General features: G+C 58.5%; 19 protein-coding genes and 1 tRNA gene. 14 read left to right on the forward strand and 6 right to left on the reverse strand.

Going from position 1 to position 20,575, the window contains the following annotated elements; all coding sequences use genetic code 11:
- Positions 1–1,323: a nucleotide sugar dehydrogenase gene (locus tag FB555_RS09120; RefSeq protein WP_182485178.1), complete on the forward strand. Its 1,323-nt coding sequence runs from the start codon at positions 1–3 to the stop codon at positions 1,321–1,323.
- 98 nt (positions 1,324–1,421) lie between these two features.
- Here FB555_RS09120 and FB555_RS09125 read toward each other — a convergent pair whose 3' ends face one another.
- Both FB555_RS09125 and FB555_RS09130 read right to left on the reverse strand, forming a co-directional pair.
- Positions 1,422–2,762, reverse strand: a complete 1,341-nt coding sequence (locus tag FB555_RS09125; RefSeq protein WP_182485253.1) for an APC family permease — start codon at positions 2,760–2,762, stop codon at positions 1,422–1,424.
- A gap of 55 nt (positions 2,763–2,817) precedes the next feature.
- Positions 2,818–4,596: an amidohydrolase gene (locus tag FB555_RS09130; RefSeq protein WP_182485179.1), complete on the reverse strand. Its 1,779-nt coding sequence runs from the start codon at positions 4,594–4,596 to the stop codon at positions 2,818–2,820.
- A 15-nt stretch (positions 4,597–4,611) separates the two neighbouring features.
- On the opposite strand from FB555_RS09130, the gene FB555_RS09135 reads away from it, so the two are divergent.
- From FB555_RS09135 to FB555_RS09160, 6 genes are all read left to right on the forward strand, one after another.
- Entirely contained in the window at positions 4,612–5,238 is a 627-nt protein-coding gene (locus FB555_RS09135) for a TetR/AcrR family transcriptional regulator C-terminal domain-containing protein (protein WP_343046444.1), read from the forward strand.
- On the forward strand, positions 5,235–6,323 hold the full coding sequence (locus FB555_RS09140; RefSeq protein ID WP_182485180.1) for a helix-turn-helix transcriptional regulator: 1,089 nt from the start codon (positions 5,235–5,237) through the stop codon (positions 6,321–6,323). Before FB555_RS09135 ends, FB555_RS09140 begins: the two co-directional genes overlap by 4 nt.
- 155 nt (positions 6,324–6,478) lie before the next feature.
- On the forward strand, positions 6,479–7,456 hold the full coding sequence (locus FB555_RS09145; RefSeq protein ID WP_182485181.1) for a sugar ABC transporter substrate-binding protein: 978 nt from the start codon (positions 6,479–6,481) through the stop codon (positions 7,454–7,456).
- Positions 7,457–7,468: 12 nt separating this feature from the next.
- Positions 7,469–8,977, forward strand: a complete 1,509-nt coding sequence (locus tag FB555_RS09150; protein ID WP_182485182.1) for an ATP-binding cassette domain-containing protein — start codon at positions 7,469–7,471, stop codon at positions 8,975–8,977.
- A 9-nt stretch (positions 8,978–8,986) separates the two neighbouring features.
- The gene (locus FB555_RS09155) at positions 8,987–10,003 is read left to right on the forward strand and encodes an ABC transporter permease (protein WP_343046445.1); all 1,017 of its coding nucleotides are present in this window, start codon (positions 8,987–8,989) and stop codon (positions 10,001–10,003) included.
- A 15-nt stretch (positions 10,004–10,018) separates the two neighbouring features.
- Positions 10,019–11,137, forward strand: coding sequence for a class II histone deacetylase (locus FB555_RS09160; protein ID WP_182485183.1), 1,119 nt, complete (start codon positions 10,019–10,021; stop codon positions 11,135–11,137).
- A 75-nt stretch (positions 11,138–11,212) separates the two neighbouring features.
- Here the strand turns inward: FB555_RS09160 and FB555_RS09165 are convergent.
- The 3 genes from FB555_RS09165 to FB555_RS09175 all read right to left on the reverse strand — a co-directional run bounded on the left by FB555_RS09165 (position 11,213) and on the right by FB555_RS09175 (position 14,899).
- Positions 11,213–11,286: transfer RNA gene (locus tag FB555_RS09165), tRNA-Pro, on the reverse strand.
- Positions 11,287–11,322: 36 nt separating this feature from the next.
- Positions 11,323–12,336, reverse strand: a complete 1,014-nt coding sequence (locus tag FB555_RS09170; RefSeq protein WP_182485184.1) for a metallophosphoesterase — start codon at positions 12,334–12,336, stop codon at positions 11,323–11,325.
- 4 nt (positions 12,337–12,340) lie between these two features.
- Positions 12,341–14,899, reverse strand: coding sequence for a transglycosylase domain-containing protein (locus tag FB555_RS09175; RefSeq protein ID WP_182485185.1), 2,559 nt, complete (start codon positions 14,897–14,899; stop codon positions 12,341–12,343).
- Positions 14,900–14,948: 49 nt separating this feature from the next.
- On the opposite strand from FB555_RS09175, the gene sp36 reads away from it, so the two are divergent.
- Genes sp36 through FB555_RS09195 form a run of 4 tightly spaced genes read left to right on the forward strand, consistent with a single transcriptional unit; the run spans position 14,949 to position 17,910 of the window.
- Positions 14,949–15,110: a Sp36 family protein gene (gene sp36, locus FB555_RS09180; protein ID WP_182485186.1), complete on the forward strand. Its 162-nt coding sequence runs from the start codon at positions 14,949–14,951 to the stop codon at positions 15,108–15,110.
- Between the two features lie 11 nt (positions 15,111–15,121).
- A complete protein-coding gene (locus FB555_RS09185) occupies positions 15,122–15,592 on the forward strand; it encodes a RidA family protein (protein WP_182485187.1) in 471 nt (156 codons plus the stop codon).
- Between the two features lie 9 nt (positions 15,593–15,601).
- Positions 15,602–16,504, forward strand: coding sequence for a polyphosphate kinase 2 (gene ppk2 / locus FB555_RS09190; RefSeq protein ID WP_182485188.1), 903 nt, complete (start codon positions 15,602–15,604; stop codon positions 16,502–16,504).
- A gap of 11 nt (positions 16,505–16,515) precedes the next feature.
- Positions 16,516–17,910, forward strand: a complete 1,395-nt coding sequence (locus FB555_RS09195) for a DUF2252 domain-containing protein (protein WP_182485189.1) — start codon at positions 16,516–16,518, stop codon at positions 17,908–17,910.
- Between the two features lie 55 nt (positions 17,911–17,965).
- Here the strand turns inward: FB555_RS09195 and FB555_RS09200 are convergent, their stop codons facing one another.
- Positions 17,966–18,595, reverse strand: a complete 630-nt coding sequence (locus FB555_RS09200; protein ID WP_182485190.1) for a hypothetical protein — start codon at positions 18,593–18,595, stop codon at positions 17,966–17,968.
- A 78-nt stretch (positions 18,596–18,673) separates the two neighbouring features.
- On the opposite strand from FB555_RS09200, the gene FB555_RS09205 reads away from it, so the two are divergent.
- The 3 genes from FB555_RS09205 to FB555_RS09215 are packed head-to-tail and all read left to right on the forward strand — an operon-like array spanning position 18,674 to position 20,543.
- Positions 18,674–19,105 (forward strand): acyl-CoA thioesterase, encoded by a 432-nt coding sequence (locus tag FB555_RS09205; RefSeq protein ID WP_182485191.1) that lies wholly within the window; start codon positions 18,674–18,676, stop codon positions 19,103–19,105.
- A 29-nt stretch (positions 19,106–19,134) separates the two neighbouring features.
- A complete protein-coding gene (locus tag FB555_RS09210; RefSeq protein ID WP_182485192.1) occupies positions 19,135–19,821 on the forward strand; it encodes a Pr6Pr family membrane protein in 687 nt (228 codons plus the stop codon).
- On the forward strand, positions 19,818–20,543 hold the full coding sequence (locus FB555_RS09215; RefSeq protein ID WP_182485193.1) for a dienelactone hydrolase family protein: 726 nt from the start codon (positions 19,818–19,820) through the stop codon (positions 20,541–20,543). The genes FB555_RS09210 and FB555_RS09215 overlap by 4 nt, the downstream gene beginning before the upstream one ends.
- Positions 20,544–20,575 lie beyond the last annotated feature (32 nt).

The raw sequence follows: 20,575 nt of genomic DNA on the forward strand, positions 1-20,575 counted from the left end.
GTGCGCATTTCTGTGATTGGGTGCGGCTACTTGGGGGCAGTGCACGCTGCGGCCATGGCCGACGTGGGTCATGATGTCGTTGGAATCGACGTCGATGTTGCCAAAATTGCATTGCTCTCCGCGGGAAAGACCCCCTTTTTTGAGCCCGGATTACCGGAGATCTTGGCCTCGGCATTAGCCAGCGGGCGCCTCACCTTTACGACTGATATTTCTGTGGCCTCGCGGTGCGACGTGCACTTCATTGCCGTGGGGACCCCGCAAAGCGCTGGTAGCAATGCGGCCGACATGCGGTTCGTCGATGCCGCAGTGACGGCGCTCATTCCGCACCTCAACGACGGTGATCTCGTCGTTGGCAAGAGCACGGTACCCGTGGGAACAGCGGCTCGCTTGAGGGACATGATTGGGGCCTCAGGCTCAGCGGCCGAGCTCGCCTGGAATCCCGAATTCTTGCGTGAGGGACACGCGGTGACCGACACTATTTCCCCCGATCGCCTGGTCTACGGAATTGCCCCCGGAGATCGTCATGACGAATCTTTGCGCCTGTTGAACGCGGTCTATGCCTCGGCACTGGCCGCGGGTACCCCCGTTGTCGTTACCGACCTTGCCACGGCCGAACTGGTGAAGACTGCGGCCAACGCATTTTTGGCCACCAAGATCAGTTTCATCAATGCTATGAGTGAGATTACGGATGCGGTGGGGGCCAACATTACCGAGCTCGCAGATGCCATTGGCTATGACGCTCGCATTGGTCGACGATTTCTTAACGCCGGGGTGGGCTTTGGGGGTGGATGTTTGCCAAAAGATATTCGAGCATTTGTCGCCCGCGCTGAGGAGTTGGGGCAGGGAGAATCCGTTGCCTTCCTCACAGAGGTAGATGTTATTAATCAACGTCAGCGCTCTAGAGTGACGAAGCTCGTCTGTGATGCTGTCACGCGCCAAGGCATCGAGGTGACGTCCGCTCGCATTGCGGTCTTGGGGCTTGCCTTCAAGCCTCACTCTGACGACGTACGAGACTCTCCCGCCTTGGACGTTGCGCGCAACCTAGGTGCCCTCGGTGCCGATATCATCGCCTTTGATCCCGAGGCCAATGCGTCAGCGCAGGCTCGATTCCCCGCCCTCGTCACGGCGACCAGCATCGACGTCGTTCTAGCGGGCGCAGATGTGATTGTGCTCGTCACGGAATGGCCAGAATTTGTGGCCCTTGATCCCGTTCACGTGGCCACACTGGTGAGGCATCGTGCCATTGTTGACGCTCGAAACGTGCTGGACGCACAAGCCTGGCGAGCAGCGGGTTTCACCTTTGTGAGCATGGGCCGTCCTTAAGGCTTTTCATCTGCTCCGAACTTAGCGTAAAGATAAAAAACAAGCGGTGCGACCCTTGTGAGGATCGCACCGCTTGTGCCCCACGGGACGGGCGGTTCCTATTCCTTCAGGTCGAGCATGGGGGTCTTACGCTTGAAGCCACGGGTGAGCACTAAGAGATAGACGAACCCAATCGCAAGCCAAATGAGGCCTACGGTAAGAGCGCGCGGCGAGAGGCTCGTCCACAGCCAGAGCGTCAAGGCAACACCAATCGCAGGCACGACGAAGTAGATCAGGGTGTTCACTCCGCCGCGTTTCTTTTCGTCAAAGAAGTAGTGCTTGATAACCGAGAGGTTAACCGCCGTGAACGCAATGAGTGCCCCGAAGCTGATCATCTCGGCGAGGAGACTCAGGTCGATCCAGATTGCCGCGAGCGAGATGACCGACACAATCAGGATGGACAACACCGGGGTGCTGAAGCGAACGCTGATGCGTCCAAAGACGCGGCGGGGAAGAACTCCGTCTCGTCCCATCGCGAACAGGATGCGCGATACCGATGCCTGCGACGTTAACGCCGACCCCATTGCGCCGGCTACATAGGCGGCGATGAAGAAGGTGGAGAGGAATGCTCCGCCGGCCTTGACCATGACGTCGAGGGACGCGGCATCCACGCTCGTAAATGCAGCGTTGTCGGGCAGGACCAACTGGCTGAGCCACGCGAGAAAAATGAAGATGAGTCCCGCGGCGATGGTCGTTATCATGATGGCCTTGGGCAGGCTGCGCTTGGGGTCGCGCGTCTCTTCGGCCAGTGTCGACACGGAGTCGAAACCGAGGAAGGAAAGGCACAGAACCGCGGCGCCGGCGACGAGTGGTCCGAATCCTGAGGTGCTTCCGTCTCCCGTGAAAGGCGCGAGGAGGTCGACGCTGGTGCCACTGTTGACGGCGCCCACGGACATGGCGGCAAAAACCACAATGAAGATAATCTGGATGGCCAGAATCAGAATGTTTGCGCGGGCCACCGAGACGATTCCGATGATGTTGAGAAAGGTCACGATAGCAATCGTGGCCAGAACGAAGATCCAGGCGGGAACATCCGGGAAAGCGGCGTGCAGATACAGACCGATGACGAGGTAGTTAATCATGGGCAAGAAGAGATAGTCGAGCATGAGCGCCCACCCCGTCAGAAAGCCCAATCCAGGGCCGAAGCTGCGCTGAGTGTACGTGTAGGCCGAACCGGCAAACGGATAGGCTCGCGCCATCTGGCCGTAGGAGCGTGCCGTGAAGACCATGGCAATGAGGGTGACAATGTAAGCCGCCGGTAGGCGCCCACCCGTCAGCTGGGTCACGAAACCGTAGGTGGTGAAGACCGTCAGGGGAACCATATAGACGAGGCCGAATAGCACCAGAGAGGGAACGCCCAAGACGCGTTTGAGGTGCCCCTGTTCGGCGCCGCCCATCATGGTCTTTGCTGATTCGGAGTTTGTTTCTACAGCCATGGAGGTGTCCTATTCGTTGTTATTTGTTGTGCGCGGAATGCGTCGTTGCACCCGCGAGGTAGGTACCCAAAATGCCGATGGTCGGCATGAGAGAAGGTGTCGTGGCTCGGGGATCGGCTGAGAGCCAGACGAGGTCGGCACTGGCGCCAATCTCGATGATGCCCCACGGGGCTCCCGTCAGGTCGGCGAAAGCCTGTTTCGCGACTCCCGTCGAGTATGCCGCCAAGGCTGTTTCGGCAGAGATGATTTCGCGTGGAACCCACCCCCCTTCGGGGAGACCATCATTGGTGGTGCGCGATGTCGCTACAGCGATGCCATCAAGGGGCGCAGCGGAGGAGACGGGCCAGTCAGACCCGAAGGCCAGAGACGCCCCAGACTCCGTCAGCGAGGCCATCTGATATTGCCGGGCGCTGCGTTCTGTGCCCAGGCGAGGAACGGTCAGCACCATCATGAGCGCATCCAGCTGCGCCCACAGCGGTTGCATGGTTGCTATCACGCCGAGAGAGGCAAACCGCGCCAGATCGGCAGCATCGGCTAATTGAACGTGAGCAACAACCGCGCGGCGGTCGCGAGGACCGTTCACGGCGTTGGCGTGTTCGATGGCATCCAGTGCAACGCGCACGGCGGCATCCCCAATGGCATGAATGTGGGTTTGAAATCCTTCAGCATCGATAGTCGCAACGGCGCTCGCGAGGTCTTCGGGGGTCCATACCAGCATGCCGTGATCGTGCAACCCGGAGCAGTAGGGCTCTAGGAGCGCCCCTGTTTCGTTTTCCACGACGCCATCGGCGAAGAACTTGATGCTGTGGGCGGTGAGGAGAGGGTGTCCGAGGGCCTCGACGCGATCACGCGCTGCGATGAGGGCCGGGAGGGACGCCGGAAACGTTCGAGGGTCCGCGAGAAAAGCGAGATTGATGCGCGTGGAGAGGGCGCCCTGCGTCGCGGCCGCGAGAAACGCGTCAATGTCGGTACCCTCGACCCAGGCATCCTGCACCCAGGTCACACCGAGTCCCGCGTAGTGTGCCGTCGCCCGTCGCAGCGCCTCCACTTTTTGGTCGAGGGTGAAAGGAGGGCAGACGGCACTCAACAGATCGATGGCTCCCCACTCACGCAGGGTGCCCAGGGGGGACCCATCGGCTCGGCGGGGAATTTCTCCGAGCACCGGTTCTGGGCTGTCTGCCGTAATTTCCGCGAGTTCAAGTGCGCGGCTGTTGCACCACACCGTGTGGTAGTCCCAGGCGCGCAGCATGACGGGACGATCGCTGACAGCTTCGTCTAGCCAGCGCGCATCGAAGAGCCCGTTCGGAGCGAGGCTGCCGTCGTAGGAGGCTCCGACGATCCATTCCTGCTCGGGGTTGGCCTCAGCAAAGCGTCGGACTTCCTCCACGATTTCGGCGACGCTCTGACCGGCCCGCACACGGGGGCCAAATTCCTCGAGTCCGCCATAGAGGGGATGCGCGTGGCCATCGCCAAAGGAGGGCATCAGAAACCCTCCGCCCAAGTCCACGTGGGTGATTTCTAAGCTCGACGTGGCTACAGCCGCCAACGCGTCCTCGTCAAGAGCAACAATGCGGCCGCCCTGCACGAGGAGTGCGGAGGCATCGGTTTTATCTGCTCCCTGCCAGATCACTCCGTTTTCAAACAGCACAGAATTGGCACTGCCATCGGAGGAGAACGGGAGGGCTTTTGCGCCTAAGGAGTTTGACAAGAAGGGTGCTCCAGAGAGAGGTGTCAAAATACGAACGACGTTCGTATTGAGTAGAGTAGCGGTTTCCGAGAAGAAAACGTGAATAGTCATTCTGGGAGGAGCCCGGTGGTACTTAAGCCTCGCCAAATTGCGCTCGCCGCGCTTGATCTCGTCGATACTGACGGGAGCGAAGCCCTGACCATGAAGCGGCTCGCGACACGATTGAATCGTCGGCCATCCTCGCTGTACAACCACATTGAGGGCCGTGTTGATCTCATCGAGCGCATGAGAGCGCTCATTGTTGAGGACATCGACGTGTCGTTCTTCGCTCTTAAAGACTGGGACGATGCTTTGCAGGATTGGGCCTATTCCTATCTGGCAGCGTTCGCCGCTCGCCCAAACTGCATTCGCCTGCTCGCGACGACCCCCATCACCGATCCGTCGACGCTGCGAATGTATGAGACCGTTGTCAGCGCACTGTGCTCGGCGGGGTGGCCCGATGGTGACGCAGTGGCCGTAATGCGCACGGTTGAAGCTCACGTCCTGGGTTCTGCGCTAGATATCGTCGCCCCCGAGTCGTTGCTCACCGCCGAGGTCGTTCCCCGCGAGCTGGTCTCGTTGCGCCGGTCTCTCGATCCGGCGAACGTGAAACATTCCACTGCGCGTTTTGCCTTTAGGCTCGGAATCCCCGCGCTCATCGCCGGGCTCGCGAAAGGTCTGAGGCACGAGGCAAAAGATGAAACGAAGGGATGACAATCATTCCTGAGGTGACCGGTACCTTCTCCGACCACGGCGATCCCGGGACGTGGTCGATTCGCCATGTCATCCGGTCGATGGCACGCGGCAATGCCGACGACGTGATTCCGCAGAGTACAGCGGAGCTCATGCAACGGTTCCTTCGAGACCTGCACGATATTCTCCCCTATGACGCTGCTCAGTTACTCGTTTTTGACCGCACAAATGACCGACATCATGAGCTTGCCAGGGAAGGATACTCGAGTCTGGTTGCGGGGGTCATGGCTCATGAATTCACCAAGGATTGGCCTAAGCCAATCTGGCTCCCGGTGAACCCGGGGGACAATTTGCCTCCCACGATCGGATCCGAGCAGGACCTTCCTGACAGCTTTCGACGGTCAGCGATTTACCTTAACTTCCTGCATCCAGCGGGTTACCGCGATGGTCTCACCTTCGAGCTGAACCACCGCGGTCGCTATGTCGGCCTTGTCAATATTTCGTCGAAGACTCCTCACTTCTATTCCGATGAGATTCGACGTCGCAGCCAAGCAATGAGTTCAATTCTGGGATTCGTTGCGAACGCCACCGCTCGCGAAATGGAACGAGTTCCCTCCCATTCTCGCGCGGCGGTTCTCTCGCGAGACGGGCACATCGCACCTCTTGCCGGTCGAGGCCAGTCTCGACTCGCCCAGCAACCCGAATTCTTGTCGGCCCTTGTTCCCTTGTTCACCATGGTCGGCGAAGACGTGTATTTTCTGTGGGATCTCGACCGCCAGTGGTACAGAGTTCACGTCCAGCATCAGAGGGACGATTCCATGCAGGGCGCGGAGCATCTCATTATCGTCGAAGCACCGATCAGTCGGCCCTTTAGCCTGACTCCCACCGAGATCCGCGTTCTGACGTACATGTCTTCGTGCCCGTCAAACGAGGCCATTGCCGTTGCCCTGAGCATCAGTATTCGAACCGTTCACTCGCACGTGGCAAGCATTTTGGCCAAGTTGGATTGCTCCCGGCGTTCGCAAGCTGTTTCGAGCGCCATTCGGAACGGACTCTTCCGCCCCGAGCCCAATACGCTGGCGTCGCTCGAGCGAATTGTTACATAAACGTCTTCAAAACGTCGGTATTTATGCCGATAACGCCGCCTCGTGCAAAACCTAGACTCCCCAACAAGGACTTTGCAGCACCCTTTCGTTGAGGGTGGCTCACGGTATCTAGGTTTCGCCCCCCCCCCACTCCAATTAGAAAAGAGGCAATACGAATGTTGTCAAAGAAAATCCTCGGTGGAATAAGTATCGCTCTTGCATTTGCTCTCTCCCTTGCGGGTTGCTCATCAAGTCCAGTAGCAGACAGCCCAGCCGAAAGCAAAGGCGCCATTGCGATGAGCTTTGGTGGTCTCGACATTCCCATCTGGAATGACATGTTGTCCATCATGGAACCACAGATAACCGCCGCGGGTTATAAGTTCCTCACCGATGACCCTAAATGGGACATCCAGACCCAGGTATCGGATTGGCAAAATTGGGTCCAGCGTGGTGACGTCAAGACAATCATGGGCTACCCCGTCCAATCGGATTCAATGGTGAACGTCACGCAAGAGGCTCAAAACGCTGGGATTTCAGTTCTTGGCTATGCCGGCAAATGGGAGGGGACCTCTTTTTCCCTCGTTTTGAACAACTTCGAGGACGGCAAGACGCTGGGCGAAGCTGCCGGAAAGTGGATCATCGATAAGTACGGTAAAACGACACCTCAACCCGTCGCTCTTCTCGGTTACTGGGAAACGGACCTCGGCCGTGAACGATCCGAGGGCATTAAAGCCGGCCTCGCTTCGAGCGGTGCCAACGTGACAATCAATGAGCTGTCCGTCATCAACCTTGATGATGGCTACAAGGCGGCTCAGAACCAGTTGGCGGCATTCCCTGACACGAAAATCTTCTTGGGCATGGCTTCCGAACCCACTGAAGGGGCTTACCAGTTCCTCATGGACTCGGGCGTAGCGCCAGATGATGACAGTTACCTGTTGGGGGCGCTAGATGCCACAGATTCGATTCTCGATATTTACCTCACCCCGAACTCAATCTGGCACCTCAGCTATATCCTCCCCGCGAAATCCCTTGCCGACGCTATGGTCAAAATGATGATTGGCGCCGCGGAAGGAACGCTCACGGCAGATATTGAAATCGCTTCAACGCAGGTCACCCGCGAGAACGCGGCGTCCTTCTATTCTGCAAAGAACTAGGGCGGCAAGACAATGAGTCTTGCCAGCGCCGTTGTGGCGCCCCGCCTTGAATTCCGCAACCTTACGGTTGATTTTGGAGCGACGAGGGCACTGAACGCCATCACCGCCTCTATTCAACCGGGAGAAATTGTCGGGCTCTTGGGCCACAACGGCGCTGGCAAAACCACCCTGTTCAACGTTGTCGCAGGAGCAAACCCTGCGACGTCGGGAACTTTTCTCCTCGGATACGAAGAAATTTCCCAGAAAATTACCCCGCGGGAAATTGCCTCCAAGGGCGTGACGGTTCTCTATCAAGACCCTGCTCTCACCGGTAATCTCAGTGTTCTTGACAATCTCTATCTTGCTCAATTGGCCCCATTTTCTCGCCCCGACCGTGCTCAGGCTGCTGCCGCCCTGGAACGTGTGGGAAGTGATCTTGATCTCGATCAACTGGTCGATACTCTCAGCTTGGGCGAACGTCAGCTTGTGGCGCTAGCCCGGGGCCTGCTCGGCAAGGACATGAAAGTTCTTCTCCTCGATGAGCCAACCGCCGCCCTGGGTCTCAAAGAAACAGAGGCTCTGCATTCGCTCATTAGAAAGTTCGCGAAGGAAGGTGTTGCGGTTGTCTACGTCTCACACCGCCTGCCTGACATCCTGCAGGTGTGTCAACGCATCATCATTTTGTCTGCTGGTGAAATTGTCGCCGATGGCCCGGTCACGGACTACGACGCTAGAAAGCTCGCCCGCGCACTCGCTCCGGGACTTCTTGAAGTCGAACGGAGTGAGCTCGTTCTCGGCCAGGCACTCCTGAGCGTTAAGCATGCCGGCACCCCACTCTCGTTTCGAGAGGGCGAAGTTGTCGGACTCTTCGGCATGGCTGGGGGCGAGCAATTCGCCATTCTTGAACGACTCTTTGGTCTCAAGGGCAAATATTCTACGGTTCTCTCGGGTCTTTTATTGGAGGTCAGCAATCCTTTGTCTGCGATGAAGCAAGGAATCCACCTTGTCCCTGCTGATCGCGAAAAGGACGGCCTCATCTCAGGCATGAGCGCTGCGGAAAATACTTTCCTTCCGTGGTATCGCACGATTGCGGGACGCGGGTGGTGGGTTTCTCGAGATACCGGGAACGCGGATTACGATTCCGCTCGTGAACGACTCAATATTTTGGGTCCCACGCGTGCCTCCACGATCGATCAGTTCAGCGGAGGTAATCGGCAAAAGCATCTCATCGCTCGATGGATGTTCGTGAAGCGGCCAAAAATATTGCTGTTGGCTCAACCTACGCAGGGCGTAGATGTTGGCGCCAAAGCAGACATTGTTCGCGCGGTCAGAGCAATGGCAGCTCAGGGCACAATCGTCATCGTGGCTTCCGCTGAATCTGATGAGATTGCCAGCATCTGTGACCGCTCCTACATCCTTTTTCATGATCACGTTCGCGAGCGCACGGCGGCAAAAGGGTTTGACGAGCAATTGCTCGCCGATCTCCTCGATCTCGCCCAGCCGCAGCCCCATTCCCAGCCCGATCTGCTTCAGAAAAATTGAGGACCCCTCGTGTCGAATAAGAATTCACTGGCCCTTTTTGCTGCTCGCAACGGCATTTTCATGGCCTTGATTGTGTTGGTTGCGTTCTTTAGTCTGCTCAACAAGAACTTCCTCACCTTCGGCAACGCAGAAAATATCATTCTGCAATCAGCCGAACTGGGAATCGTCGCGATCCCACTAGCCTTTCTCCTCATTTCAGGTTCCGTCGATCTCTCGATCGGGGCTGTTGCCTCGGCGGCCGCGGTGACTTCCGGGCTCGTGATGGCGGCAACGCAGAACACCCTGTTAGGAATCGGCGCGGGACTCGCCCTCGGCCTCGTCGCAGGTGCTATCAACGGCTTTCTCGTCTCGTATGTCAAGCTCAATCCCATTGTGGTGACGTTAGGTTTCTTGAGCATCTGGGCCGGCTATGCCCAACTGGTCACCTCGGGGCGCACGGTTCAACGGTCTTCACTGCCAGAAGATTTTCGTAGTCTTGGCACAGCATCCATTGGCCCCGTTCCCCTCCAAATCGTGCTCCTCGCCATTGTGGTGGTTCTCGGTTGGTACGTACTGAACCGCACGCGTTTTGGCAAAGAAACCCTCGCAATCGGTGGTAACGAAAAGGCCGCGTACCTCATGGGGGTGAGTGTCCAGCTCCGACGCTTCCAGATATTCATCGCCTCGGGAGTGGCCGCTTCGATTACCGGGATGCTCCTCACCGCAAAAGTGCAGTCCGCTAGCCCCGTCATCGGAACCGGCATGGAACTCGCCGCTCTCACCGTGGTGTTGCTGGGGGGGATTGCCTTCGAGGGCGGAATCGGTCGTATAAGTGGCGTGGTTGCCGGCCTTCTGTTCTTCAAGGTGCTTAATAACGGATTGGTGTTCCTGCAGGCGTCCGCATTCCTCCAGACAATTCTGGTGGGTGCGACATTGGTCATTGCCGTGGCCCTGGACAGCACGATCCAAGAGGTAGTCAAAAAAGCGCGACGCCAAATTCTCCAGCGCGTCACCCCCAAATCCGACATCACTACAACGGCTCGTTGAAGTAAGGAAGAGAAGATGAGAACAACGGGATACGTCTGGCATGAACGCTACTCATGGCACGACACCGGTACTTTTGCGGGCATCATCGCGCCCGGGTCAACTGTCCAGCCGTTTCATAACTTTGAATCGGCGGATTCGAAGTCCCGGTTCAACAGTCTCGTTGAGGTGAGCAGTCTCATTGACCACCTTGTCAAGGTTCCTGCTCGCATCGCAACAGACGAAGATATCCTCCGCATCCACACGCCGCGCCATCTCGATTTCATCAAGAATCAGAGTGAACTTGTCGTCGGCGATGCCGGTGACGGCTGGTCGCCTTTTGGGCACAAGGGCATTGAAATCGCGCGTCTCGCCGCGGGTGGTACGATCGCTGCAGTTGACGCTGTCCTTCGCGGTGACGTGACCAATGCATATGCCCTCGTGCGTCCTCCCGGACACCACGCTGAACGGGACATGGGAATGGGCTACTGTATTTTTGCGAATATCCCCATTGCAATCGAATGGGCCCGAGCCAACCATGGCATAGAGCGAATTGCCGTCGTCGACTTCGACATCCATCACGGCAATGGCACACAAAGTATTTTTGCCGACGACCCAAATGTGCTGACGATCTCCTTGCACCAGGATCGCCTTTTTCCCCAAGACAGCGGATACGTCACCGAGACTGGCGGTTCAGGGGCCGAAGGATCCGCACTCAACGTGCCGCTGCCAGCGGGGACCGGTAACGGTGCCTATGCGGCTGCTTTCGAGCGGCTGGTTCTGCCCGCCTTGCGCAATTTCAAGCCGGAAGCGATCTTTGTCGCCAGTGGTTTTGACGCCTCAGCGGTCGATCCCCTCGGTTGTATGACACTCACGGCGACCGCTTATCGACAGATGACGGCTTCGTTGGTCACCGTGGCCGACGAGTTATGTGACGGCAGGCTCATCATGTCGCACGAGGGCGGTTACTCACCTGTTTACGTGCCCTATTGTGGCTTGGCCGTACTGGAGGAATTGTGTGGATTCGAAACGGGCATCCCCGATCCATTTGAATTTTCCTTCGGCAATTCCCCAGCACATGCCCTTACGCAGGCTCAGGATGACGTTTTGAACGTTGCCGAAAATATTGCACGGCAGATGCAACTTATCGTCGGCTAGCGGAGCCCTAGCAATAAAGGAAACCTCCGAACGCGTAGGCTCGGAGGTTTCCTTTTGTCTTGAGACATCACAGAGTCGGGATGACAGGAATTGAACCTGCGACCTCGTCGTCCCGAACGACGCGCGCTACCAAACTGCGCCACACCCCGCGGTGTTGCTAGCAGTCTAAACCCGTTGGTGCAGGCTCAGGAAACTCGCGCCGTGAGTGTCACGAGCGAAACCTCGGGAGCACACGCAAAGCGCACAGGGGCATAGATGGACGTGCCGACTCCCGCCGAAACATTGAGCATTGCAGTGTTGCGCCCATTGCGCCAGGTGCTCAAACCCTTGACCTGGGAACGGGGAATGTCGCAGTTCGTCACGAGAGCCCCAAAACCGGGCAGACACACTTGGCCGCCGTGCGTGTGCCCTGCAAAGATCATGTCCGCACCGTTGTTGACGAAAGCATTGAGGATTCTCTGGTACGGCGCATGCGCCACGCCGATCGTTGCTGCCGGTGCGGTCTCGCTTGGAACTGCCGCGCCCGGGTCCTTGGCGCCCCTAGTCGGTTCGAGGCCGAGCTCGAGACCGAGCTCGAAGAAGTCCCCCGAGCGCACGTCATCGAGGGCACGCGTCATGCTGGCGAGCGAGTCGAAATGGCGGTGGGGATCGTCGACCCCCATGAAGTCCAGCCGAGTTGAGCCCAGCATGATTGTGGCAGCGGCATTGTTGAGGTTCGCCCAGCCAAGGCCATCGATAAACAATGACTGCAGGCGGGCCGTGTCGAGGCGTGCCGCCGGATGCTCGCCGCTGGTGGGCCCCGCAAAATATTTGAACGGGTTTTTGAACTGAGGTCCAAAGTAATCATTGGAACCGTTGACAAAGACTCCAGGAATTCCCAAAAAAGGCTCGAAAGCATATTCCACGGCATCCAGAGCCTTGGCATGACCAAGGTTGTCACCGGTGTTGATCACGAGGTCGGGTTGCAGGTCAGCGAGTGCCCGAATCCACGCTTGCTTCTCTTTCTGCCACGGTGCGAGATGCAGGTCGGAGATGTGCAAAATGCGCAGGGGGGCCGAGCCGGGTTCGAGAACCGGGGCGGTCACGCGGCGCAGTGTGAAGGCGTTGCGTTCGATAACGGATGCCCAGACGAACGATCCGACAGCGAGAAGCCCCAAGGCGACGAGCGCATCGCGCCCGCCGCTACCCCGGTTGGACATTTGGTTAGCCCTGAACGGTGATCGTGACGGTTGCGCCGGGTTTTGCATACCCGCCGATCACATCTTGGGCAATTACTGTGCCCTGGTTCGGATTAGCAACCGGGCACGTGCTCGGCACGGGCGTCGGCGTGCCAGGACCCGTCGACGGTGGTGTACTGGGACACGGGGTGGGCGAGGGAGCCGGCACGGTGTTGACCGATACTGCCCACCCGGTAAGAGCTGCCCGGGCTGCGGCTGTTGTCATGCCAATCGTGCTCGGCGGACCGTCCACCAAAGCTTGGTTGCTCGAGAAGAACTTGACGGTGGTGCCCAATGCTGACGTCGTTCCGGCTGCGGGCTCGGTGCGAACCCCCGTACCCTTGGCAAGTTCAGAATCAACTTCGCCGCCGTCTTCAAAGGTGAAACCGATACTTTCGATCAGAGATTTGGCTTGGGCAAGAGTGAGCCCCTTGACCTCGGGAACGGAAATTGACTTTCCGGCCACGAGAGCAGGATCAGGCGCGGCAAATTCACCACCGGCATAGAGCGTGTTTGTCACTCTCATAATGTCGCGCCACATGTGTTGAACCATGATGTACGGAGCTTGGACGAACTGAACTACCGGTGTGTGTCCGGAGACGTTTCCCAGCCAGATTGCGGTCGATACCGCCGTCGTCGAGCCGAGCATCCAGTTGTGCTCCGAGTACTCGGAGGTACCGGTCTTTGCGATATAGGGCACGCCGTCACCGATGGGGGACCATTGAGCGGTCACGGTGGGAACTTTTGTCATGCCGAATGCAACCGTGTTGGCCACGTTGGCAGGCAGGGCCTGAACGCAGTCTGCCGTGGGGGGTGGAATATCTTTGCCGTTACGATCGGTGATTTTGTCAATGGCAATGGGGTGACAGGTTAGGCCGCTATCTGCGAGGCCGGCAACGGCCGTGGCCATCGTCATTGGGGCAATCTCGTTTGTGCCGAGCACCGCGGAAGGGTTGCTGGTGAGTTGGTTGCCGTCGGCGCGATGCACCAAAAGTGCCTCGGCATCCTTTCGGATGTTGCAGAGGTCCAGTTTGGACGCCATCGTGACGAAGTTGGTGTTCCACGAGTTGTTGAGGGCCACCTGAACGGTTGCGGTTTGACCGCCGCCCGCATAGTTCGAGGGGCGCCAATCGGGCCCTCCGGTTCCATCGCAGGTGTTCGTAAATTCTGACATCTTCCAGGTCTTCGTTGCACCTGCGACGGATTCACCCAAACCATGACCTGCTTTGAGCCATTCGGACAAGGTGAAAAGTTTGTAGGTCGAACCGACTTGGAAGCCTGTTGACCCTCCGTAGGTGCTGTCAGTGTTGTAGTTCACAGACGTAAAGTTTCCACCCGTCGCAATAATCTCGGGATCGTTGGAATAGTCCTTACTTTGTGCCATTGCCAGTACGCGTCCGGTGCCCACCTGAACGGAAACCGACGTGGCAGCGATGTCCCCGACGTCAACGACTTTGGGCACGTTGGCATCGATAGTTGCCACCGAAATGGCTTGAACCTCAGGGTTTAGCGTTGTCATGATTTTCCAACCACCACGCTGAAAAGCAGTCCAGCGTTCATCGGCCGTGGTGCCGAAGGCGGGATCATTTTTGATGATCCAGGTGACGTAGTCACAGAAGTATGCTGCCCCCCCGGCGGTCTGGCAGCCGGTGCTGGCCTCCACAATGTTGGGTGTCACGGGAGCGGCAACAGCCTCGTCGTGCTGTTGTTGCGTGATCTTCTTTTCGATCAGCATGCGGTCCAGAACGTAGTCGCGACGCGCCTGATTCTCGGCGATGTTGTCGGGAAGGTCAATGCGGAGGTTATTGGGGTTATTGACGGTGGCCATCAGACTGGCAGACTGGGCCAACGTCAAGTCCTTGGCGCTCACTCCGTAGTAGTGCTTCGCCGCTGATTCGATGCCGTACACACGACCGCCGAATGAGGCGATGTTCAGGTAGCCCATCAAGATGTCTTGCTTGCTGTAATCCTGCTCGACGCCGATGGCGAGCTTCATTTCTTTCAGCTTGCGATCAATACTCGTTTCGGTGGCCGCCTTGAAAGCCGCTGCTTTAGCGACGGGGTCAGAGATTTCTTCAGCCTTTTGAACGAGCACGTTCTTCACATACTGCTGGGTGATGGATGATCCACCCTGCACGTCGCCTCCGGCCGAGTTGCTGAGGGCGGCGCGAATTGTGCCCAGAAGGTCGATCCCGCCGTGTTCGTAAAATCTAGGATCCTCGGTGGCGACAGCGGCGTCTTTGACGAAGGGGGACACCTGATCCCATGAGACCTCCTGGCGGTCCTGGGCGAAGAAGGATGCCAAAAGGACCTCTGAGCCATCGGATGCAGTGGCGTAAATGCTGGTCTTCTCCGCCAAGTCGCCGATGGCGAGGTAGTCGGGAAGGTTGTCAAAGATGCCCAACGTGCTGTTGGCAGTGAGTCCGGTAACAGCGATGGCAGGGGTCACGGCAGCGGCTACAAGCACCGAGGCGACCGCGCTCATTCCCACAAATGCGAGAACAGCGCCCACGACACCAGGCTTTAACGTTTTTCGGGCAGACATAGAATCAAGGTTAGCTCGAATTTGCTGAGAAATAACCGAACGGAGAATCATGCCTGCGATCAAGTGGGAGTACACAACCACGCCATTGTTGATCCATAACACGACGGCGATCCTCAACACCTGGGGCTCCGAAGGTTGGGAACTTGTTCAAATCGTGACCGGCCCAGAAGGCGGCCTTGTCGCTTACCTCAAACGCCCGCTCACTGAATAGAAGGTTGAACCATGTCTTTAATTGATCTGCGTCTGGCGGAACTGGGAATTGATCTTCCAGATGTCGTTGCTCCCGTCGCCGCCTACGTGCCGGCTGTCGTGGAGGGTAACCTCGTTTTCACATCCGGGCAGCTCCCCATGGTTTCGGGCGCACTTCCGGCCACGGGCAAGGTTGGTGACGGCCAGGGCCTCGTTTCGGCCGCCGACGCCAGGGCCTACGCCCGAATTTCGGCCCTCAACGCGCTGGCCGCGGTGAAGTCTGTCATCGGTTCGCTGGACCGCATCACGCGCATTGTCAAACTCACCGGTTTTGTGGCCTCGCATCCTGATTTCACGGGGCAGCCAGGCGTCATCAACGGTGCCTCCGACGTTCTGGGCGAGATTTTTGGTGATATTGGCGCCCATGCCCGAAGTGCTGTTGGGGTAGCCGTTCTTCCGCTGGATTCTCCGGTGGAGCTCGAGTTGATCGTCGCGTTCAAGTAAGAGCCGGCAATGCCCGAACTTAAGAAAACGATCACGCCGCGTGATCTGCTGGATGATGATGCCCCCAGCCTTCTCGAAGACGACGGTTCTTGGCGCCAGGGGTATCCCTATGACACGAAAATGTCACGCGAGAACTACGAGAGCAACAAGCACCTTCTGCAAATTGAGCTGTTGAAGCTTCAGGCATGGGTTCGGGATTCCGGCCAGCGCATTGTGCTGATTTTTGAGGGCCGGGATGCCGCTGGCAAAGGGGGAACCATTAAGCGATTCATGGAGCACCTGAATCCCCGTGGTGCCCGGGTGGTGGCACTCGAAAAACCCACCGACCGCGAATCGACCCAGTGGTATTTTCAGCGCTACGTAGAACACCTTCCCGCTGCTGGTGAGATGGTCTTCCTCGACCGATCCTGGTATAACCGTGCCGGCGTGGAAAGGGTGATGAGCTACTGCACCCCTGCCCAATACCTCGAGTTCACACGATCGGCCCCGGAATTCGAGCGGATGCTCGTGCAGTCGGGCATTCACCTCGTCAAGTTCTGGTTTTCTGTCGGCGAAGCCGAGCAACATCGGCGTTTTGTCGAACGCCGAACCGACCCAGTGAAACGGTGGAAGCTCTCGCCCACGGACCTCGCAAGCCTCGATAAGTGGCAGGAATACACCCAAGCCAAGGAGGCCATGTTCTTCTACACGGACACTCCCCAAGCGCCCTGGACGGTGGTGAAATCGAACGATAAAAAGCGCGCGCGGATCGAAGCGATGCGCTGGGTGTTGAACACTTTTGACTATCCCGATAAAGATGTGGCGGCTGTCGGCACCCCCGACGCCCTCATCATCGGCAGCCCCGCCCACGTTTATGACCAAGGGGAGAATCCGACCGGCTCGTTCCCTGTCGTTCGTTCCACTGACACCTAAAGGAAATGTCCATGACGACAGCGCTGTCGACCGAAGCCGCCAAAGAACTCTTTCACCGTTCGCGTCCCACGAGAGTGGAGCGACGCACCGTGGGGGAACACTTGCGCCTGCGGGCACCTCTGGCAGGGCAAGCCGTTGTTCCGGCCCTGGCAGAACGCCCAGATTCGATCAAGATTCTGCGCGGGCAAGAGGAGGTTCGCAATGCTGACCTCGTGCCGCTGCGGTATCAGCGCATGGCGAGCAACCCGTTTGCTTTTCTTCGCGGCGCCGCCGCGGTCATGGCCAGCGACCTCTCATTGACCTCCAATTCGGGCATCCGGGTGCAACTGTGTGGGGATGCCCACCTGGCCAATTTCGGTATGTTTGCCTCGCAGGAGCGGAGCCTCGTTTTTGACCTCAATGATTTTGATGAGACCCTGCCTGGCCCCTTCGAGTGGGACGTCAAACGCTTGGCGGCTAGCTTCGCTATCGCAGCGCGCGGCAATGGCTTTTCGTCCGAGGAGGTTGTCCGGGCGAGCCAAAGTGTGGGGCAGTCCTATCGCGAGTGGATGCAAGCCTTCAGCGAGCGCGAAACCCTGGACGTGTGGTACACCCGCGTTGACGTCGAATGGATGGTTTCGCAACTCAAGAAGTCCGATATTCGCCGAGCTTTGGTGAAAGCCAGCGACAAAGCCAAGCGCAAGAATTCCGAATCGGCCATTCTCAAGCTCACCGAAATTGTTGATGGCAAGCGTCAATTTCGTTCCGACCCGCCCATCCTCACGCCCGTTGCTGACGGAGAGTTTGGCACCGTGGTCGACACGTTGGCCCCCGTGTTCGCCGATTACGTCAGTACGCTCCAATCAGATCGCGCCGCACTCGTCGCGCGGTACTCCTTCGTTGACTTCGCCTTCAAGGTCGTGGGCGTGGGCAGTGTCGGCACGCGCGCCTACGTCATTCTGCTGGAGTCCGGCGATGGCGAGCCCATGGTTCTTCAGGCCAAGCAGGCCGGAGCGTCTGTACTGGAGCCCTACGCGGGAGCCAGCGAATTCGCCAATAGCGGCGAGCGGGTGGTGGCGGGGCAACGCCTCATGCAGTCGGCCGGTGACCCCTTCTTGGGGTGGTGCCACGGAGGCCCGTCGGCGCCTTTCGACTTCTATTTTCGCCAGTTATGGGACATGAAGGGGTCCATCGATGCGACCCTACTGGACGAGCACGGGCTGCGCGTCTACGGTCAAATCTGTGGCGCTGTCTTGGCCAGGGCTCATGCTCGAGCTGGAGATGCCTCCATCATCAGCGGCTATCTGGGGGAGACGAGCGAGTTTGATGCCGCAATCGCCGCCTATGCAGTGAGCTATGCGGACATCACGGAGGTTGACTACGCGGCCCTTGTGGCCACGGGGTTGGGCACGACTCCTACTGGTTAGGAGCGGATCCGGGGACGCAGTCGTTGGCGAGGTTGCTGGGCTTATCGCTGCTGGTTCAGCTGGCCCGGTCGGTGCGATCGGCAAGAACGATGGCAATGACGCCGAGCAGCATCGTGCCGCCGATCCGTGCCAAACTGTCCAGGGTCATTAGGAACCAGGTCACCGCATTGGGTCCGACCATGGTGGGGGCTCCACTACCCACCAGTTGCAGCAGCACCCACGTCAACGTGACTGCCGCGGTGACACCGGCGGGCACCCAATTCCACGGAGCCGGCACGGCACCCAGCCGGACGATCTGCATAACAGCCGTGAGGGCGAGAGCAAACTGCACGAACGAGTCCGCGTAGGCGAAGGCCATCAGGATGTTCGGCACGGGATTGTTCGAGAAGCTGTCGGCGATGACGCCATACAGCACAGACCCGAGCAGTAACCAGATAGCCAACAGAGCGAGCGCGGTGGTACCAAGCGGGCGGCGAGCGGTAATGCTGCCGGCGCCCCGAATCCCAAAGGCGAATACGAAGAGTGCCGCCGAAAAGAGAGCGAGGCTCACGGTCCCGGCGAATGGGAAGGGAAGTGGCTGCTCGATGACGCGGATCACGACGGAGCCCAGCAAGAGCCCACCGCCGATGAAACCGGTGAGAGCTGCGGGGGAGGTGCGGCGAACCAGAAGCGCGGGAGATGTCATCTGAGGAGCCTACGCCGAGTGGTCACCACCATAATAGGGGCAAAGGTCGACCGCATCCTGAGCCACTAAAGTTGGCCTATGACCGCGCTGGAGAACGACCCGCTGGAGATCAACTTTCGAACGCGCAAATGGGTGCGTCCGGAAGACCTGAATGCCAATGGCACGCTCTTCGGGGGCAGTCTCCTCAAGTGGATCGATGAGGAGGCAACGATTTACGCGATTGTGCAGCTGGGCAACCGCCGCGTCGTGACCAAGTTCATGTCTGAGATCAACTTCTTAAGTTCCGCAGTGCAGGGCGATGTCATCGAGATGGGCCTGCAGGCAACGGCATTCGGCTCGTCATCCATGACCATGCGGGCCGCGGTGCGCAACATGATCACCCGCAAGCCCATTTTGACCGTCGATCGCATCGTCTTCGTTGGGCTGGATGCCTCGGGGGTTCCGTTCCCTCATGGTTTCACCGACATTACCTATGACCGCGACCGAATCCCGCAGGAGCCTCTCGCTTAAAAGCCCGGCGAATTGCTAGTGTCACTCTCATGACACTCCCGGAAACCCCTGCTTCCTCTCGACGCGTTATTGCACTCCTCCGCGCCGCCCTTGCGCTGGTGGTGCTGGCGGCTGTGGCGTATCAAATCATTGATCGGGTGAGGCACAATTTTTTTGCTCCGGGGGAGTACTTCGCGTACTTCACGATCCAGTCCATGCTCATGTGTGTCGTGGTCCTCGCCGTTGGCGGCCATCTTGCGTGGCGAACGACGCGTGACACGAAACTCTTCACCATCGTTCGCGTCAGCGTGCTGTCATACGCCGTGATTGCGTGTGCTGTCTACAACGTTCTGTTGCGGGATCTTCCGTCTGTTCCGGGCTACGCGTGGCCAGTGTGGCCCAACGAGGTGTTGCATGTCTGGGCGCCAATTCTGTTGGTGCTTGACTGGGCTCTGAGCCCGGGCCGCCGGGCGCTTCGCCTCCGCGCCTCACTGTGGGCATTGCTATATCCCGTGGCCTGGCTCGTCTTCACCATGGTGCGGGGTGCCATCACCGGATGGTGGCCGTACCCGTTCCTCAACCCCAATGGCGTCAACGGAATCATGGGTGTCATTGTTTATGTGGTGGGAATCGCCCTGGTCATTTGGCTCATCGCGTTTCTCGGACTCCTCCTTGCCAAAATCAGAACGCGCCAACTTCCGTCGGTTGTCTCAACGCCAGATAAGGTCTCCGCATGAACGTCACCGAGGTGCTCATTCCGACGACCGATGGCAAGGGGGAGCTTCGCGGTGTTCTGGCAATACCGGATGGGCCGGGCCCCTTCCCGGCCGCCATCATGGTTCACGAAGTGTTTGGAATCGAAGAAAACATGCGCGCCCAAATCGAGCGCCTGTGCAGCGCCGGGTACGTCGTGCTGATGCCCGATCTTTTTAGTCGCGGGGGCGCTCGCCGCTGTCTCATGGCCACGTTCCGGGCGCTTACCGACGGGCGAGGCCAAGCCTTTGACGATGTCGCCGCCGCCCGCAGGCTCCTCCTCGACCGCCCTGATTGCACGGGAAAAATCGGGGTCATCGGGTTCTGCATGGGCGGAGGTTTCGCGTTGCAGCTGGCGAATCACGGCTTCGATGCGGCATCGGTCAACTACGGCATGATGCCGAAAGATATTGAGGCAAGCCTGGTGGGTGCGTGTCCCATCATCGGCTCCTATGGGGCAAAAGATGGCTCGCTCAAAGGCGCCGCCGGGGCCATGGAGCGCGCTTTGACGAACGCCCATATTCCCCACGACATCAAAGAATACAAGAACGCCAATCATGCCTTCATGAACCCTGGGCCAGCCGGACCTAAGGTTCTGAGACCGGTCATGAGCAAGGTCGTCGGTATGAAGCCGTACCCCACAGAGGCCGCTGATGCGTGGCGCCGCATTGAAGAATTCTTTGCAATGCACTTGGCGGCCGAATGAGTTACGTAGCTACCCTTGTGGTCCACGAAGCC

The sequence above is a fragment of the Alpinimonas psychrophila genome, assembly GCF_014137865.1.
Lineage (GTDB): Bacteria > Actinomycetota > Actinomycetes > Actinomycetales > Microbacteriaceae > Alpinimonas > Alpinimonas psychrophila.